General features: G+C 51.7%; 13 protein-coding genes. 3 read left to right on the top strand and 10 right to left on the bottom strand.

Annotation, left to right across the window (positions count from 1 at the left end; translation table 11 throughout):
• The 10 genes from Q7V48_06905 to Q7V48_06860 form a co-directional block, all read right to left on the bottom strand.
• Window positions 1–568 (bottom strand): cyclase family protein (locus tag Q7V48_06905; protein ID MDO9210463.1); only part of this gene is annotated, 568 nt, incomplete at its 3' end.
• Window positions 565–1,248: a ribulose-phosphate 3-epimerase gene (gene rpe / locus Q7V48_06900; GenBank protein MDO9210462.1), complete on the bottom strand. Its 684-nt coding sequence runs from the start codon at window positions 1,246–1,248 to the stop codon at window positions 565–567. The genes Q7V48_06905 and rpe, both read right to left, overlap by 4 nt.
• Window positions 1,249–1,251: 3 nt before the next feature.
• Complete coding sequence (gene rsmB / locus Q7V48_06895; protein ID MDO9210461.1) at window positions 1,252–2,643, bottom strand: 16S rRNA (cytosine(967)-C(5))-methyltransferase RsmB; 1,392 nt, start codon at window positions 2,641–2,643, stop codon at window positions 1,252–1,254.
• 12 nt (window positions 2,644–2,655) lie between these two features.
• Window positions 2,656–3,597 carry a methionyl-tRNA formyltransferase gene (gene fmt, locus Q7V48_06890; protein MDO9210460.1) on the bottom strand — a complete coding sequence of 314 codons (942 nt, stop codon included), beginning with the start codon at window positions 3,595–3,597 and terminating at the stop codon, window positions 2,656–2,658.
• Window positions 3,594–4,109 carry a peptide deformylase gene (gene def / locus Q7V48_06885; GenBank protein MDO9210459.1) on the bottom strand — a complete coding sequence of 172 codons (516 nt, stop codon included), beginning with the start codon at window positions 4,107–4,109 and terminating at the stop codon, window positions 3,594–3,596. Before def ends, fmt begins: the two co-directional genes overlap by 4 nt.
• Window positions 4,110–4,115: 6 nt before the next feature.
• Window positions 4,116–6,575, bottom strand: coding sequence for a primosomal protein N' (gene priA / locus Q7V48_06880; protein MDO9210458.1), 2,460 nt, complete (start codon window positions 6,573–6,575; stop codon window positions 4,116–4,118).
• Window positions 6,576–6,842: 267 nt separating this feature from the next.
• Window positions 6,843–9,215, bottom strand: a complete 2,373-nt coding sequence (locus tag Q7V48_06875; GenBank protein ID MDO9210457.1) for a GAF domain-containing protein — start codon at window positions 9,213–9,215, stop codon at window positions 6,843–6,845.
• Window positions 9,212–10,684: a glycogen synthase GlgA gene (gene glgA, locus Q7V48_06870; GenBank protein ID MDO9210456.1), complete on the bottom strand. Its 1,473-nt coding sequence runs from the start codon at window positions 10,682–10,684 to the stop codon at window positions 9,212–9,214. The genes Q7V48_06875 and glgA overlap by 4 nt, the downstream gene beginning before the upstream one ends.
• Before the next feature lie 11 nt (window positions 10,685–10,695).
• Window positions 10,696–11,694, bottom strand: coding sequence for a galactose-1-phosphate uridylyltransferase (gene galT, locus Q7V48_06865; GenBank protein MDO9210455.1), 999 nt, complete (start codon window positions 11,692–11,694; stop codon window positions 10,696–10,698).
• 388 nt (window positions 11,695–12,082) lie between these two features.
• Window positions 12,083–14,251 carry a glycoside hydrolase family 57 protein gene (locus tag Q7V48_06860; protein MDO9210454.1) on the bottom strand — a complete coding sequence of 723 codons (2,169 nt, stop codon included), beginning with the start codon at window positions 14,249–14,251 and terminating at the stop codon, window positions 12,083–12,085.
• A 284-nt stretch (window positions 14,252–14,535) separates the two neighbouring features.
• On the opposite strand from Q7V48_06860, the gene trxB reads away from it, so the two are divergent.
• The 3 genes from trxB to Q7V48_06845 all read left to right on the top strand — a co-directional run bounded on the left by trxB (window position 14,536) and on the right by Q7V48_06845 (window position 17,178).
• Window positions 14,536–15,465, top strand: coding sequence for a thioredoxin-disulfide reductase (trxB, locus tag Q7V48_06855; protein ID MDO9210453.1), 930 nt, complete (start codon window positions 14,536–14,538; stop codon window positions 15,463–15,465).
• A 122-nt stretch (window positions 15,466–15,587) separates the two neighbouring features.
• Window positions 15,588–16,334 (top strand): 5'/3'-nucleotidase SurE, encoded by a 747-nt coding sequence (gene surE / locus Q7V48_06850; GenBank protein ID MDO9210452.1) that lies wholly within the window; start codon window positions 15,588–15,590, stop codon window positions 16,332–16,334.
• A gap of 202 nt (window positions 16,335–16,536) precedes the next feature.
• Window positions 16,537–17,178, top strand: coding sequence for a protein-L-isoaspartate(D-aspartate) O-methyltransferase (locus Q7V48_06845; protein ID MDO9210451.1), 642 nt, complete (start codon window positions 16,537–16,539; stop codon window positions 17,176–17,178).
• Window positions 17,179–17,248: the final 70 nt, after the last annotated feature.

Raw genomic sequence — 17,248 nt, 5'->3', positions numbered from 1 at the left:
AAGGAAGAGGGCGATCCCAACTCCAGGCATCGATTCCCACCACTTTAACCCCCTGTTCCAACAACCAAAGCGTTGATTCCCGGCCCATGCCGCAGCCCTTAACCAGGTACTCGGGTTTTCCCCAGTAACGGTCGGCGCCGGTCATGATCAGCACAATATCCCGGGGTTTGATCCGGTAGCGAATTTTTTTTAAGGCTTTTTCCAAGTCTTTAACCGTTATCAGGGCACCCGCCTTCTTGCGGCGAAAATCCAGGACAACGCCGTTTCCGTAGCACCACTCTAAAGGAATCTGGTCGATCGTTTTCGCCTTTTTCCCTTCCGATATGGGGGCATAATGCCAGGGGGCATCCAGGTGAGTGCCGGAGTGAGTACTGAGTACAATCTTTTCCACGGCCCACCCCAAACCGAGAGGAAGATCTTCCGGGCGGCAACCGAGCAGTTCTTGCGCCGAAACCAGCCCACCCTGATGATCGGTGTATTCCAGTTGCGGGATCATAAACTCCGGATCACTGGGTACGGATTCAATGGGAATACTCAGGTCGATGAATTTAATTTCCTTACCCCTCATAGCATTGCTCCTTTTTTAATTTCCTCGCGCATGGCAGTGATCGTTTTACCATAGTCGGAAGTCTTAAATATTCCCGAGCCACTTACAAATACGTCTGCTCCTGCCTTGGCCACAGCTCCAATGTTATCGACTTTAATCCCTCCATCCACTTCCAGCTCCAGGTTCCAGCCCTTGCGGTCAATCAGCGAACGAAGTTGTTTTATCTTGGGTAGCATTGCAGGGATAAATTCCTGACCGCCGAATCCCGGGTTGACGGTCATAACTAAAACCAGGTCAGCGTATTCGAGGGCCGGCTCTATAAGGCAAAGAGGGGTGGCCGGATTCAAAGAGACGCCGGCGCGGGCCCCCCTTTTTTTGATTTCTGTCAACGTGCGGTGGAGATGGGAACAGGCCTCTACATGAACCGTGAGAATACCGGCTCCGGCCTCAACGAAAGCTGTTAAAAATTCATCGGGATTCCGGATCATCAAATGAACATCCAGAGGGAGAGAGGTCATCTTGCGCAGCGATTCCAAGATCATCGGGCCGATAGTGATGTTGGGGACAAAATGGCCATCCATGACATCAACATGAATGTAATCGGCTCCGGCTTTTTCTACCGCTTGCACCTCTCCCCCCAGTCGGCTGAAGTCAGCAGAGAGGATGGAAGGAGAGATTTTATTAAATTTTTCATTGGGCATTTTTCATATCCCCTTTTTCATCCTGGCGGCAAAGAAACCATCCAGGCGATAATTTCCCCTAAGGATGATCATCTCCGGGTAAGTGCGCAGGAATCCTTTTTCATCGACCAAGGGCTGCCAGGATTCCGGGACAATGAAGCGCAGGTCTTCAACCTGAAAATCTTTGTGCCGGCCCAGAAAGGCTTCCACCACGGAATCATTTTCTTCCCGGGTCATCGTACAGGTACTATAGACCAAAATCCCCTCCGTTTTCAAGCGCGAACAGACGTTTTCCAGGAGGGCCATTTGCAACCCTTGCAGGCGCCGAGCGTCTTGGGGTTTCCGTCGCCATTTGACTTCCGGATTGCGGTGTAGGATTCCCAGACCCGTGCAGGGAGCGTCGATCAGGATTCGGTCGAAGATGAATTGGGCAGGGAGGGGGAGAGGCTGGATCGCATCGGTTTGAAAAGTTTGAATGGTGGATATTCCCAGCCGCCGACAGTTTTCCTGGATGACCTCCACCTTGGGGCGGTGAAGGTCCAGGGCGATGATTTCTCCCCGATCTTCCATGAGCTGGGCCAGATGAGTGGATTTTCCCCCCGGGGCGGCGCAAGCGTCCAACACTCGCTCACCGGGTCGTGGGTCGAGAAGATGAGCGATGATTTGGGAGGCTTCGTCCTGCACGAAGTACATTCCTTTTTGGAACAACTCATCCTCGGCCAAGAATGGACTTTTTTTTAGGATCAACCCCTCGGGGGAAAAGGGGGTCGGAAAGGAATCGATCCCCGCGGCATGCAATTTTTCCCGCAGGGCTTCCCTGGAGATTTTTAAAGTATTCACCCGCACGGTGAAGGGAGGCCGCAGATTGTTGGCAGCGCAAATTTTCTGGGTCATCTCTGGCCCAAATTCCTTTACCCAGCCTTCGACCATCCAGCGTGGGTGGGAAAGGGCCTGAGTAATGTATTCAATAGGGTGGGAAGTGAAGGGCGGAAAAACCTCTTGATTTTTTTTACGGGCAATGGCCCTGAGGACGGCGTTGACAAAGGCGCTCATTTTTTCATTTTTAAAAATAGCCTTGGCCAGGCGGACGGATTCATTCACGGCGGCAGAGTCAGGAACCCGGTCCAGGAACAAGATCTGGTAGCCTCCCAACCTTAAAAGTTGGATTAATTGGGAATTGATATTTTTCTCCGGATACTTGGAAGCGAGATGAATGGCCAGGTCGATCCTCCCCCGCCAGCGAAGAGTCCCCAGGACCAATTCCAAGATAAAGGCCCGGTCCAATGGCCGCCAATGCGGGTTCTTAGCAAAGGTTCGGTCGAGGGAAAGGTCGGCAAAAGTCCGGGAGTCTTCCACCTGCCGCAAGATTTTCCAGGCCTGCATACGCACTTCATCGAAAGCAGGCGGTCTATCCATGAACACCCTTTCTTATTCGCCCAAACGTACGCCGGCCTGCAGAGGATGGCCCCGCAAAAATTCAGCCACGCCCATGCGCGGGCGGTTGGCCAGTTGGAGTTCCCGGACCGAGAGATCCCCTCGGCTGGTGGCGATATACAGCTCTTCGGCGCCCACCCGGGTGATGGTTCCGGGGGCTTCCCGGACATCTTTTTCCATTTCCTCTGGGAAATGCGGGCGAAAGAGCTTTAACATACGGCCCTTCCAGAAAGTGAAGGCTCCTGGCCAGGGGTCGAAGGCCCGCAGGAAGTTAAAGAGTTCACGCGCCGGATGATCCCAATTGATCCGACCCGCCTCTTTATCAATCTTGGGAGCATAAGTGGATTGGGAATGGTCTTGCGAACGAGGGATGATCTGGCCTTTTTCCAGGCCGTCGAGGGTTTGCCGCAACAGGTCAGCGCCCATCCGGGAAAGCCGGTCATGCAGGGTTCCGGTAGTGTCTTCCTGTTCAATGGGAGTTTCTGCAGTGAGGAGGATCGGGCCGGTATCCATTCCAGCATCCAGGAACATCGTGGTTACTCCTGTCCGGGTTTCCCCGTTGAGGATGGCCCAGGTGATGGGCGCCGCTCCCCGGTATTGCGGCAGGAGGGAGCCGTGGACATTCACACATCCCCGGGGAGGAATCGAGAGGACGGAAGAAGAAAGAATTTGCCCGTAGGCCACAACTACGATGAGCTCGGGTCGGCAGGATTGTAAAACCTCCAGGGAAACAGGATCCCGGATTTTTTCCGGCTGGAAGATGGGGAGGTTCTTGGCCAGAGCCAGAGATTTAATGGCGGAAGGAAAAAGTTTTTGCCCCCGACCTTTGGGGCGATCCGGTTGGGTGACCACCGCTAAAACTTCATGAGAAGACCCCAGGAGATTTTTCAACGATGGAAGAGCGAATTCAGAGGTGCCGAGGAAGAGAACTTTCAAAGCTTCTTTCCTTCTTTCTTCTCCTTTTTTAGTTGGCGCTTGTACAGATCTCTTTTCAGTTGACTGAGATGATCGACAAAAAGGATCCCATCGAGATGATCAATCTCATGCTGCAGAACAACGGACAACAGATCGTTGCCCTCAATCTCCACGGTTTCTCCCTCAAGGTTCCGGCAGCGAACCACAACCTTCTTTTTCCGCTTCACTTCTTCGGCTAAATCCGGGACGCTCAGGCATCCCTCTTCCCAGGTGCACTCCCCTTCGGAAGTTACGATCTCGGGGTTGATCAGGACCATTAGGTTTTTGGGTTGGTTCACCGGGGTTACATCGATTACGACCAAACGGAGGAGATATCCCACTTGGGGAGCAGCCAGCCCTACGCCAGGAGCGGCGTACAATGTTTCGACCATGTTCTGGATCAGCTGTCGAAGGGACGAATCAATTTTTTTTACCGGGTGAGATTTTTTTTTCAGGTTCGGGTTGGGGTACTTCAGAATTTCGAGCACAGCCATGGCTTTTTATAACATATTCACAGGGTCTACATCAACTATCAATTTCACTCCGGCGAAGGATATTTCTTTTTCCGCTTGGGCCAAAACCTTCTCGGTGAAGGCGTGGAGAACCGACCATCTCTTTCCTTTTAAGAGTATCTGGTAACGGTTTTTCCCCTTGAGCCGGCCCAGAGGAGCCATGGTTGGCCCCAGTACTTCAATTTGCCCTTGAAACTTCTTTTCCTTGGGTAATATTCCTGCAATCAGTTGCTCCATGGCTTTGGCCAAAAGGAGGATCCGAACTGGGGAGTTTCCTTCCATCCGCAGATTGATTAAGCGGGTAAAGGGAGGATAGCCCAGCTCTTTTCGGTATTGGGCCTCCTGTTGATAAAAGGCCAAAAAGTCCTGTTGCTGAGCCAACTGGATGCTGTATTGATTCGGGTTATAGGTCTGGATGATGACTTTTCCCGGTAAAGATCCTCTTCCAGCCCTGCCGGCCACCTGGGTAAGCAGCTGGTAGGTACGCTCCCCGGCCCGAAAATCAGGAACGTTCAAGGACAAATCGGCGGCCAATACCCCCACGAGAGTAACCCGGGGGAAGTCGTGCCCTTTGGTGATCATCTGCGTCCCCACCAAAAGGTTCACTTCACCCTTACGAAGCTGATTCAGAATCTTTTGGTGCGATTTTTTGCGGGCCGTCGTGTCGCGGTCCATGCGGGCCACTTGGGCCTGGGGTAGTTTCTTCTTGACTTCCTCCTCCAAGCGTTGGGTGCCCAACCCGAAAAGCAGGAGATGGATGGAGGCGCACTCCGGGCAGCGGGGTAGGGCGGGAACGGAAAAGTTACAATAATGGCAATGAAAGGACTTGTCGGAAAGGTGGTAATTCAAAGAAACGCTGCAGTTGGGGCACTTGTAGACGAATCCGCAATCGCGGCAGAGGGCGAAGGTGGAAAAACCACGCCGGTTCAAAAAGAGGAGAGCTTGCTCTCCCCGTTCGGTATTCTCCTGCAAGGCTTTTTCCAGAGCCCGGGAAAAAATCAGACGTTCTTTCCCTTCTCTCTGTTCCTGGCGCATGTCCACCACTTGAATTTCCGGCAAAGGGCGGTGGTCGATACGATGGGGAAGAGCGAGATACCGGAATTTTTTTTCTAAGACATTGTAATACGATTCCAGGGAGGGAGTGGCCGAGCCAAGTACCACCACTGCTTTTTCCATCTTCCCGCGAACCAGAGCCAAGTCCCGGGCATGGTAACGAACTTTTTCTTCTTGTTTGTAGGAAGGGTCATGTTCTTCATCTACAATGAGGATACCCAAGCGGTCCAAAGGGGCAAAAATCGCCGAGCGGGCACCGATGACTAAATTCACCAACCCTCTTTTCATTTTGCGCCATTCATGATAGCGCTCTCCCGGGGTGAGCCCACTGTGCCAAACGGCCATGGGATATTCGATGCGTGACCGGAAATAGGCGACCAGCTGGGCGGTAAGGGCAATCTCCGGGACCAAAAGCAGAGCTTGTTTCCCTTGGGCCACGGCCTCTTCGATTACGCGTAAGTAAACTTCGGTTTTGCCGCTGCCCGTGACCCCATGCAGGAGAAAGGAATGGGATTTTTGCGAGTGGAGGGCCTGAGAAATTTCTCCGATAACCTGTTTTTGCTCTGCGGTCAATAAGGATGGTGGGCCGTCCATCCACTCTTCTATTCCTTCCCAGGATAATTGGCGGATTTCTTCCTTCTGGACAATTTCTATTAAATTATTTTTTTGCAATTTTGACAAGATCGGCAATGAATTATTATATTTTTCTTTAAAAATTGAAACGGGGAGTTCTCCTGCTTCCTGGATAAAACTCAGGGCTTCTTTTTGCCGGGGAGAGAGGGGGACATCCTCGTCTATTGATAAAAACCGGATAAACCTTATCTTTTTTCCTGGGGAATGCTGCTGCCAGGATTTATCTTTTTTTTCAATAAGGCCGTCGGCGATCATTCGTTCGATCCACTGACGCTCGGGACCCAAGGACTTCTTGCGGCGCAGGGGGGAAAATAAAACTTTCTCCCCCCGTCGTTTCAGGGATTGCAGCAACTTCCTTTCCCCAGATGGGGAAGAAAGGGTTTCTAAGATTTGCAGGCCCTTCGGGGTAATGGTGTAAGTTTCCCGCTGATGAAGATGGAGGCCCGCTGGCAGGGCGGTTTTGATGACCTCCCCTATGGGCTGGAAGTAATAGCGCGAGACCCATAGCAGAAAGGTTAAAAAATTTTCCGTAAGGGAAAAGTCTTCAGGCAAAACCTGGTGGATCGGGAGGATTGTTTTTTGGGGGGGAAGCGTTTTGGCCGTTCCGAGCACATACCCGGGGAGAAAACGCCGCCCGAAAGGGATCCACACCCCCTTCCCGGGAACGGCTGCTGGTTTCATCTCTTCCGGGACCTCGTAGACAAAGGTCCGGCGGATCGGCAGCATCACAGCAACTTCGACAAATTGCTTTGTAGGGGTCATTTCCAATTGCCCAAAATTATTTCAATACGGTGTTCGCTGAGATCGCAGAGAAAAATATATTTAAAAAAACAAAAAGCGATAGGGTAAGGCGAAAAAGAACAAAACATTATGACGTATCTCTGTACTACTAACGTGCAATTTCTCAAAATTTTATTAAGCAATCCCCCCCACCCTATCCCTCCCCCTCGAGGGGGGAAGGTGGGGAGGGGGTGATTTTTTTTGGTTGCGGCTATGCCGCGCTGTGTTCTCTGTGGTGAATAGAGTATTTTATTCCGACAGGGGAAAGCGGATCAAGAAAGTGGCTCCAACTCCCGGATGGTTGACCACCTCGATTTCTCCCCGGTGCTGGGTAACAATTTTATGGGCAATGGCCAGGCCTAAGCCTGTACCATCCTGTTTGGTAGTGAAAAAAGGGTTGAAAATATTATCCAGGACCTCCAGTGGAATTCCCCCGCCGGTGTCGCTAACTTCCACCTGAATAAATTTACGCTCCCCCTGTTCCCGGCAGGAGGTTTTTACGACCAGATTTCCTTCTTTCCCGATGGCCTGCATGGCGTTCACCAGGAGGTTGAGAAAAACCTGATTGAGCTGCTGCGGGTCGCTAAAAAGGGGAGGCAGGTTGGGGGCCAAATCTTTGGTGACCCGAATGTTCCGATCATGAAATTCGCTATCGAGTATGAAAAGGGTGTCTTCCAGGATGCGATTGAGTTCGTAATGGCCAGTGGGAATGGAAGGTTCCTTGGAGTAGGCCAGGGTCGCGTTGAGGGTGCTTTCGAGCCGCTTTACTTCCTTGAGAATGATACGAATATATTTTTTCTCCGGAGAATTTTCCTGAAAATTCCGTTCGAGCCGGCGGGCAAACCCTCCAATGGAGACCAAGGGGTTTTTGATCTCATGGGTAATCGAAGCCACCATCTCCCCCAAGGCGGCCAGCTTTTCGGACTGAATGAGACGGTTTTGGGTCTGGAGAAGCTGAGTGTTAATCTCCTGCAGGTTACTGTAGAGGCGGGAGTTTTCGATGGCCATGGCTGCTTGGTTGGCCAGCAGGGTGAGGAGCCCGAGGTCCGCAGAGGTAATGGGCCGGTCAGTGAAAAGGTTATCCACGGCGATGAGCCCGATGGCTTTTTCTTTAGCGATCAGAGGGACGCAGGCAAAGGCCCGGCTGCCAAACCAGCGAAGGATTCCGGGGTTGACCTCCGGATCCGAGGCGGCATCCTGGATATTAAAAGAGCGCATCTCCCGTAGGGTCCTGACCAGGAGCGAGCGTTTCTCGTTGAGGGAGATCCGCGCCTCTCGAACCTGCAGATCGTAGGGATTAAATTCCATTTCCTCCGGAACGATCCAGCCTCGGGAAAAGACGGGACGTTCCTCGATTTTTTTCCGCCACTGTTCAGCTTCTTCGCGGCTTCTGGCTCCCACGCCCATCATACCTTTAAGGACGTTTTCTTTTTCATCGACCAGGAATAGAGCGGCCCGGTCGAAGCCCTGGCGATTTCCCAGGGTTATGGAAATGAGGATGATGCGCAATAGCTGCTCTGAATTGATGGTCGTATGCATGGATCGGGAAACTTCATAAAGTAGGGAAAGCTCCCGGACACTACGCTCTTTATCTCTGGCCAAAAGCTCGGCCCGCTGCAAGATGATGGCGTTCTCGATGGCAATGGCGATTTGGGAAGCCATCGTGCTGAGGAGATTTTTATCCTCTTCATCGAAAACTTTCACCGGGCGCCATTCGCGGTAAAGACTGAAAAGGGTCAGGGTTCCAACGGTCTTGGACCGGAAGATCAAAGGTACACAGATGACCGATGATATTTTTTGGGGAAACTTGGCAAAAGAGTAAGGGGATGTTTGCGCATCGGAGATCAGGAGGGGTTCCTGGGTCAGGGCTACGGTACCGGCCGCGTCTTCACCCAAGGGAACCTGTTGGGGCGGGCCGGCTTCATCTGTTCCATTTTCCAGTCCGTAGGTGGAGACAATCTTCAGCATCCCCCCTTCTTCGTCGAGGAGGCGCAGGATCGCTCCATCGGCCTGAAGGACCTTCGTGCTGTTCAGAGTTATCCGGTTGAGCAATTCTCCCAACTCCAAGGTGGAGCTGATGGCATTGCTGATGGCCTGCAAGGTGCTCAACTGGGCGATTCGTTTTTTCGCTTGTAAAGACACTTGGGTGCTGCGCAGAGTGCCGGCCAGCTGGCGGCAGATTACCGGTAGAAGAAAACTCTCTTCTTCGGAGAATTGCCGGGGTTGTTCCCCCAGGAGAGCCAGTACGCCGTAAAGAAAAATTTCATCCGCGATGGGGAAAAAAGCCAGGAAAGAGAAGGGGGTGAAGTTTTCCGGAATGGATAGGCTCCATAGAGAAAACTGCGCAGCGTCGGGAATGATCATTGGTTTTTTTTGCAGAAGGCTGGCTCCCCAGGGCTCCGTATTTACAGGGAAACTGAGGCCGGGTGGAAGATTCGGGTGCTTTTCACTGCAGAGTTTCAGGAACACCCGGGCCTCCCTGGGGTCCCAGATGAAAAGGGCGCAAAAAGGAATGGAGAAAGTCTGAGACAAGAAGTCCACCAGATGCCCCAGGCGCTGGTCGGCGTCTACGGGAGCATTCGAAAGTTCGATAACCCTGGATAAAATCTCGCGGGAATTCATTCTTTTCCGTTTCGGTTTTTTTTCTTCGCCAAGGTTTCTTGATAAACTTTCAGATACGCCCTGGCAGATTGTTCCCAGGAAAAGTCCGCGGACATTCCCCGGAGCAGCAGTTTTTCCCAGGTGATTTTGTTGCGGTAAACCTGCAGGGCCCGCTTGATTGTTTCCAAAAGGCAAGAAGGGGAATAGTCCCCGAACTTGAAACCATTTCCTTCCAGGTTCGTGGGGGTGAAGTCTTGGATGGTATCATCCAGCCCTCCCGTAGCCCTGACGATGGGCACCGTGCCGTATTTCAAACTGTAAATCTGGTTCAGCCCGCAGGGTTCATAGCGGGAAGGCATGAGGAACATATCCGCGCCGGCTTCAATCTTGTGGGCCAAGGCGTTGTCAAAGCCGATCTTCACCCCGACCTGTTGGGGGTATTTCTCGCTGAATTTCTGGAATTGAAGGTGGTATTTCTCCTCCCCCGTTCCCAGGAGTACAAACTGCAGGCCAAGCTCCATCATTTTTTCCATGTCGGCGCCAATAAGGTCGATACCTTTCTGTTCGGCCAGGCGGGAAATGGACCCGATAAGGGGTACATCTTCTTTCGTGGCCAGCCGGAATTCCCGCTGCAGGTCGGCTTTACACTCCCTCTTGCCCTTCAAATCGGAAGGACCGTACCTCTGCTTGATGAAAGGGTCCACTTCCGGAGACCATTCTCCATAGTCCACCCCGTTCAGGATTCCGTAAAGGTCTTCCCGGCGGTCCCGAAAGACCCCGTCTAAACCACAGCCGAATTCTTCGGTCTGGATTTCTTCCATGTACCTGCGGCTGACGGTAGTGACGGCATCGGCAAAAACAGTTCCCCCCTTGAGAAAGTTGATCTTGCCGTAGAATTCCAGGGCTTGCGGAGTAAAAAGTTCCCACCCCAGGTTGGTCATGGGCATATCGTGATGCCAGAAAAGGCCTTGATAGGCCAGGTTGTGGACGGTGAAGATGGACGCAGCTTGTCCCAGCGAAGGAACGGCATGGTAGAGCTTCTTGAGGTAGACGGGGATCAGTCCGGTTTGCCAGTCATTACAATGAATGATGTCAGGCTGTAGTTCCAGGGCCAGGGCTGCCTCTAAAACGGACCGGGAAAAGAATATAAAGCGTTCGGCGTTATCCTCGAAGTCACCGTTTATCGTTCCATAAAGTTGATCGCGCTGATAATAAGTATCTTGCCGAACGAGCAGAGCGTTGAAGCGAGGTGCCAATTCGACTGAATACACTTCGGCTTCTTCCATCTTTTGGGCGACGGGAACCTGCAGCCCCACTTTTTTCTTGATGAGCTTGAACCGTTTCTCGTTAACCTGACGATATTTCGGTAATATCAGGGTGACTTCATGACCCATTTGAGCCAGGACTCTGGGCAGAGCGCCGGAAACGTCTCCCAATCCTCCTGTTTTGGCGAAAGGAACGGCTTCGGAAGTTGCGAAAAGAATTTTCATCGGTCCCCTCCTTAGGCGCCGAGCTCCCTTAAAAATTTAGCGGCTTCTTCGGGAGGGGTTGGATTGATGAAAAACCCGGAACCCCACTCGAATCCAGCAAACTTCGTGAGCTTGGGAATGATCTCAAAGTGCCAATGGTAATACTCCAGATTTCTCTCCTTAAAAGGGGTCGTATGGAGAGTAAAATTGTAGGGAGGAAAGTTCAAGGCTTTCTCCAGGCGTTTTAAGGTTTCCAAAAAAATTGAACCCAGAGACTGGATTTCCTGGGCCTGGCTCTCTTCAAAAAAAGAGTTATGCCGCTTGGGCAGAATCCAGGATTCAAAAGGGGCGAAAGAGGCGAAAGGGTTGATGACGATGAATTCCGAGTTTTCTAAAACGACCCGTTCCCCTTGCTGAATTTCTTGACGGACGATGTCGCAGAAGATGCACCGTTCTTTGTAGCCATAATAATCCTTTGCTCCGGTCATCTCCTCCATAACCAGATGGGGTACAATGGGCAGGGCGATTAACTGCGAATGGGGATGCTCGAGGGTAGCTCCGGCTGCCTCACCGTGATTTTTAAATAGCATGGCATAGCGAAGGCGGATGTCCCGGCGCAAGTCCAGCATGCGGTCCCGGTAGGCCCAGAGAACCTCCTCGAAATGTTTGGGGGAGAGGTGGGTAAGGGTTTCCTCATGGTTAGGGGTTTCGATGATGACTTCATGGGCTCCGATGCCACTCATTTTATCGTAGAGTCCAACTCCCTCCCGGTTAATTTCCCCTTCTACGCGTAGGGCGGGAAATTTATTGGAAACTACCCGCAAACGCCATCCCGGTCCATTGCGCTGGGAGCCCTCCTGCCGGAAGGCTAAAATTTCGGGGGGAGTTTTATCCTCGTTTCCCGGGCAGAAGGGGCAGAAACCGCCTTTGGGCTTATGATTCTGGACTCCGAAATCGGATGGCCTTCTACCCCTTTCCGTGGAAACAATTACCCACCGGCCGGTGACCGGGTCTTTACGTAATTCCGACATTCATTCCTCCTTCGCACCAGAAACTGACCGCACGGAAGCGACATTTGGCGTTTTCACTGCACTTCCATTGTAGCTGCCTGTTGATGAAAAAGGAAGCTTTTATAGGTGGCGACGGTCACCTTTCCATGGCGCTGGCCTAGCCCGCTTTCCCGTTGCCACAAGAGGGACAAGCTGAATGAAATTCCCGGTTTTTTTATCTCTTTAACAGTTCACGGAAAAACTCCCAACCGAGTCTTTGCGAGTCCGCCTGAGGCGGACGAAGCAATCTCGTCTTTAAAAACTCCAATAAGTTATAAGATTGCCTCATTCCGAAATCCCTCCTCACAATGACTTTGAGAGAGTTTTTCGGCAACCTGTTAAAGTCATAGCATGGGCAGCCCTTCTTCCATTAGACTTGCCACAGGGTTGATTCAAAATCTTGATCCGGAATGACCAGCGAAAGATACCCACTTCGCGGATAGCGTTCCAATTCGAGATCTTCTTTTTGAACCTGAAGGAAAAAATCTACTCTCTGCTTGGGTTGAAATTGCAGCGCGGCGAATGGGATGGCTAACTCGATGATTTGGTCGGAACAGATGGTCGTAAAGCGGTCCGTGGGCTGGCTGCTTCCTGCGGACGGCTTAACTAAAGTGAAAGACTGTTCCCCCCCCTCTGGAAATTGGACAGGAAAGATAATCTGGCATTTCCGAGGATTGGAAAAGCGGATATGAAATTGCAGGCTGGGAAAGTGATTGGGCTCCCGGAGGATCGGATCGAGGCGAAAGTAAAGATGCTGCAAATCGAAACCGAAATAAAGGCCAGAAATAAATCCTTCCGCCCGGTGCATTGAGCTGCGGTAAGACCGGCTGGCGAAATATCCCGCTTCTTGCCACTCATAGAAATGGGTAATCCGTCCATCCAGGACGGGCGAGAGCAATCCCACCGGCTCCACCGCGGGTTTAACCTCGTGGGATAAGGTAATGGGTGTCTTCAGGTAATCGGGCACGGGAGATTGGAGAAGTAGGTGCACATTACTCAAATGACTTCGAAAGAGACGGTCGAATTCTTCGTCGTTGTCGCTGGTGAAATTATCTCCATACCACCAAAACCAATCACTCCCCTCGGCGATGTAGATTTCATCCCAGGCCGACTGCCAGGTTGTTGCAGGAAAATTTTGGTTTTTTCCCGGGGCCTTCTCTAAGAAAGTACGCGTTCGGCGCAAGCAATCCCAGGCTTGGTTATCCTCCGGAGAACCGATCCAGATTCTGAAGTTTTGATCGATCCAGGACCCGGTGTATAGAGAATCCAGCACTTCCTTGGGGGGGTACGTTTCTAAAAATTCACTGATTTTAACCGTCTGCAGGGCAGAGTCATGGGACAGCTTATCGTAGAGCCCCCGCAAAAAATCACGACCTCCATCCGGGTAATATTCCCAGGGATTTTCTCCGTCCAGGGCAATCAGGACCAGGCGACTGGGGTCGGCAGGCTGAGATTTCTGAATATTCTTCAGACGGGTTAGGAGGTCAGACGCCGCAACCTGGGGAGAATTTTTGGCATAGGTAAAGCCGATGAGGTCGGAAAGATTCCGGTCGCGAAAAACCATTGTAACTTCCGCCCCCTGGAACTTTACCCGATAGGGCCGGTAGAGGCGGTGGCGAGCCGTATCCCCGGATAGGGATCTAAAAAGAATCCCCTCATCCGAGGCCATCCAGTGGATCCCGGCCTTATGGGCGAGGGGGATCAGTTCGGGGCATACCGAGCCTTCGGAGGGCCACATTCCCTTAGGTTGGCATCCAAAAAGATGCTGATAATACTCTACGGCCTTTTGGATCTGCACCTCAGCATCTTCCGGATGGGAAAACGAACCGGGTAGGGATACTTTGGGCATTGACCTGGACGCGGTCGTCCAGTCGATAAGCAGGGGAAGGATGGGGTGGTAAAAAGGGCTGGTGGTAATTTCCACTTGTCCTTTGGCCAGCATGGATTGATAGAGAGGAATTAACTCCTGGATGATTTCCGATTGAGCCTGCAGAAGAATGGTTTTGTCCGACTCCGCAAAAACCCTTCCTTTCTGAAAAAGTTCACGGACGCTTTCTTTCTTTTCCCGGGCCCGGTGCCCGAACCAGGTAAGGTTAAACCAGACCTGCAGGTCGCGGAAGTCCTGGGGGGTAAAATGGTGGAGCAGGTCATCCCAGTGGTATTCAGGGACTTTGACCCCTCTTTTTTTTAAAAGAGCCCAGTAAGCCGGATAGGGTTTGACCATCGTCTCCCGGTTGCATAGGAAAAAGTTGATCAGGATAAATTTTTTTTCCTCGGGGGAGAGTTCTTCGGCGGGCTTGCGGGTGTGGTCCAGAAAAGCATCCTGGGCTTCTCCCCGGGCATACTCATTTAACTGGCGGAGGAGAGAAGGAACCAAATTGAACGTTTGCCGGATTGCCGGATATTCCTCCAGGAGGGAAATCATGTCGTAATAACCCTTGCAGGCATGCAGGCGTACCCAGGGGAGAGAGTATTCTCCACTCAGAGGGTCCCGGTAATAAGGTTGATGCATGTGCCAGAAAAAGGCAATATTTAACAAACTTATCTTCCTTCCCGATTTTCAAAACCATTATAACAAATCTGATGAGGGAAACAAGCGAGTCATTCATTAACTGCTTTCCACGTTTTACATTTCCCATTCTCTCTTCTCTCTTCTTTTCTCAATCCAACTATGGTATTTTACTGGTTGATAAAAATAATGATTTCTTAAAAAGTCATCAAGATGGATGGCAAAGTAGGGGCACGGTAACCGCGCCCCTACTAAACCGCCGCAATGACGAAAACGGGACTTTTTACGAAGCCATCAGAATTGGGGGAAAAGTCGTGGAGGCGCTAGAACATGATTTGTTGATCGCCGGCGGTGGCCCGGCAGGTCTGACTGCTGGACTTTATGCTGCCCGGGGCAAACTGCGCACCCTGCTCATCGAGAAGATGGCTCCGGGGGGCCAGGCCGCCAGCACCTTTCTGATCGAAAACTACCCCGGTTTTCCGGAGGGAATCCCCGGGCCGGAATTGTCTCAAGCGATGGAGAAACAAGCCAAGCGCTTTGGGCTGGAGATGATCAATGGGGAAGTGAACCATCTGGTGGCGAAAGGGAAACATTGGGAAGTTGGATGGGAAGGCCGGAAAGTAACCACCAAAACCGTGATTGTGGCCACAGGGGTTGAGCCCATAAAATTAGGGGTTCCTGGAGAGGAAGAACTGAAGGGAAGGGGGGTGTCTTACTGCGCCACTTGCGACGGTCCTTTTTTCCGGGATCAGGATATCGGCGTAGTGGGCGGGGGAGACTCTGCTGTGGACGAAGCTTTATTCCTGACCCGATTTGCCAGGCGGGTCTACATCATCCACCGGCGTAACGCCCTGCGGGCAGAAAAAATCCTGCAGGAGCGAGCGTTGCAGAACGAAAAGATCGAAATCCTCTGGGACACCGTGGTGGCGAAAGTTTTGGGCAGGACAGGCGTAGAGGGGTTGGAATTGAAGAATGTGAAGACTCAGGAAACCCGGACTTTGCAAGTAAACGGAGTCTTTTTCTATGCAGGGCTGAAACCCATTACGGGGTTTCTTGGCGGGGTGGTAAAATTGGATGATCGGGGGTATGTGATTACCGATGGGAATATGGCTACCTCCGCCCCAGGGATTTTTGCTGCGGGCGATGTTCGGCAGAAGCTTTTGCGGCAGGTAACCACCGCTGTTGGCGACGGGGCCACGGCTGCCTTTGCCGTGGAACGCTACCTGGAGTCGTTATGGCGATAAAAAATTTTAATATTGGACGCAGATGAAAAAATAAAAACGCTATGCGCATAGCGCTAAGCGCTTAGCGTATCGGGTATAACTGTGTTTATCTGCGTAAATCTGCGTCCCTTTTGGAGATAAAATTGAGGATTTTAGTTTCCAACGATGATGGAATTCAATCTCCGGGCCTGCTGGCGTTGGCCAGGGCCCTGGATCCCGTTGGCGAAGTTTGGGTGGTTGCTCCGGATCGGGAACAAAGCGCCTGCAGCCACTCTTTGACGATGAATCGTCCCCTGCGGTGGAAAAGGGTGAAGAATTTTGGCGATCGATTTTTTACGGTCAACGGAACGCCGACCGATTGCGTTCTTCTGGGAACCAGCAAAATTCTGCCGGAGCGACCCCACTTGATTGTCTCCGGGATCAACATAGGAGAAAACCTGGGAGAAGACATTACTTATTCCGGTACCGTTTCCGCAGCCATTGAGGGAGCGATCCTGGGGATCCCTTCCTTCGCAATTTCTCTAGTGGCCAGGAACCAGTGCATCTTTACGCATGCGGCTTCTTTTGCCGCTCGTTTGGCCAGGAACGTCCTGCAATATGGCCTGCCCCGCAATACTTTTTTGAACGTGAACGTCCCTGCTCAGGGAAAAAAGCCACGGTCATACAAGATCACCCGCATGGGCAAACGAATTTACGGGGAGTCGGTTCAGGAAAAGATCGGGCCGCGGAGCAGAAAACATTATATCATCGGCGGTAATGATCCGGGGTATGCGGATACGGAAGATTCGGATTTTAAAGCCGTGGCTAAAAATTTTATCTCGATCACACCGCTTCACTTGGACTGGACCAATTATGCATCCTTTGCGACGCTATCCAAACGAAAGATCTGAGGACATTGTATAGAAATTTCCTTATTGACCACAGATAAATACAGATTTTCAGGATATTAAATGCGAAAAATACATAAAATAATTATCTACGTTTATCCGTGGGAATCTGTGTCCAAATTAATTTAATTCATTTTAACTTTCCATGAAATTTTCCGTTGCTTCCCAGCCAAAATATTCCGATTATTTCCGGGCGCGCCAGCGAATGGTAAAAGAGCAGATTATCGGCCGAGGGATCAGGGAACCCCGGGTGATCGCCGCCATGGAGCAGGTACCTCGTCACCTTTTTGTACCGGAGACTTTGCAGGGGCAGGCCTACGGGGATTCTGCACTGCCTATTGGGGAAGGGCAGACCATATCTCAACCTTTCATGGTAGCCTTTATGAGTGAAGCCCTGGGGCTGCGCGGCGACGAACGGGTTTTAGAAATCGGGACCGGGTCAGGATATCAGACTGCTATTCTGGCCAAGCTTGCCGACCGGATCTATTCCGTGGAACGGATCCGTTCCCTGCTGGAGAGGGCCAGGAAAAATTTCGATCAACTCCAATGCCGGAACGTAATGACCCGGCTCTTTGACGGCTCCTATGGCTGGAAGGAGGAAGGGCCATTCGATGCCATTCTGGTTACAGCCGGGGCGCCTTCCCTGCCATCGCCTTTGATGGAACAGGTCAAAATCGGGGGGGTTCTGGTCATCCCGGTTGGGGATAAAAACTCTCAAAGGCTTTTGAGAGTGCGCCGGAAGAAAAGGGGATTTTCCGAAGAGGACCTGCGGGAATGCAGCTTCGTGGCGCTGGTCGGTGAGCATGGATGGGAGAAGCCGGCCAGGAAAGATTATGGGAAGGCTTAATTGATTTCTTGATTTGGAGACCAAATTAGAGTATTTTAGGGGCTAATAAAATATAGAGAGCTTATCATCG

The sequence above is a fragment of the Deltaproteobacteria bacterium genome (assembly GCA_030654105.1).
In the GTDB taxonomy this organism is placed as follows: domain Bacteria; phylum Desulfobacterota; class SM23-61; order SM23-61; family SM23-61; genus JAHJQK01.
This window is presented reverse-complemented; position numbering and strand designations above follow the sequence as displayed.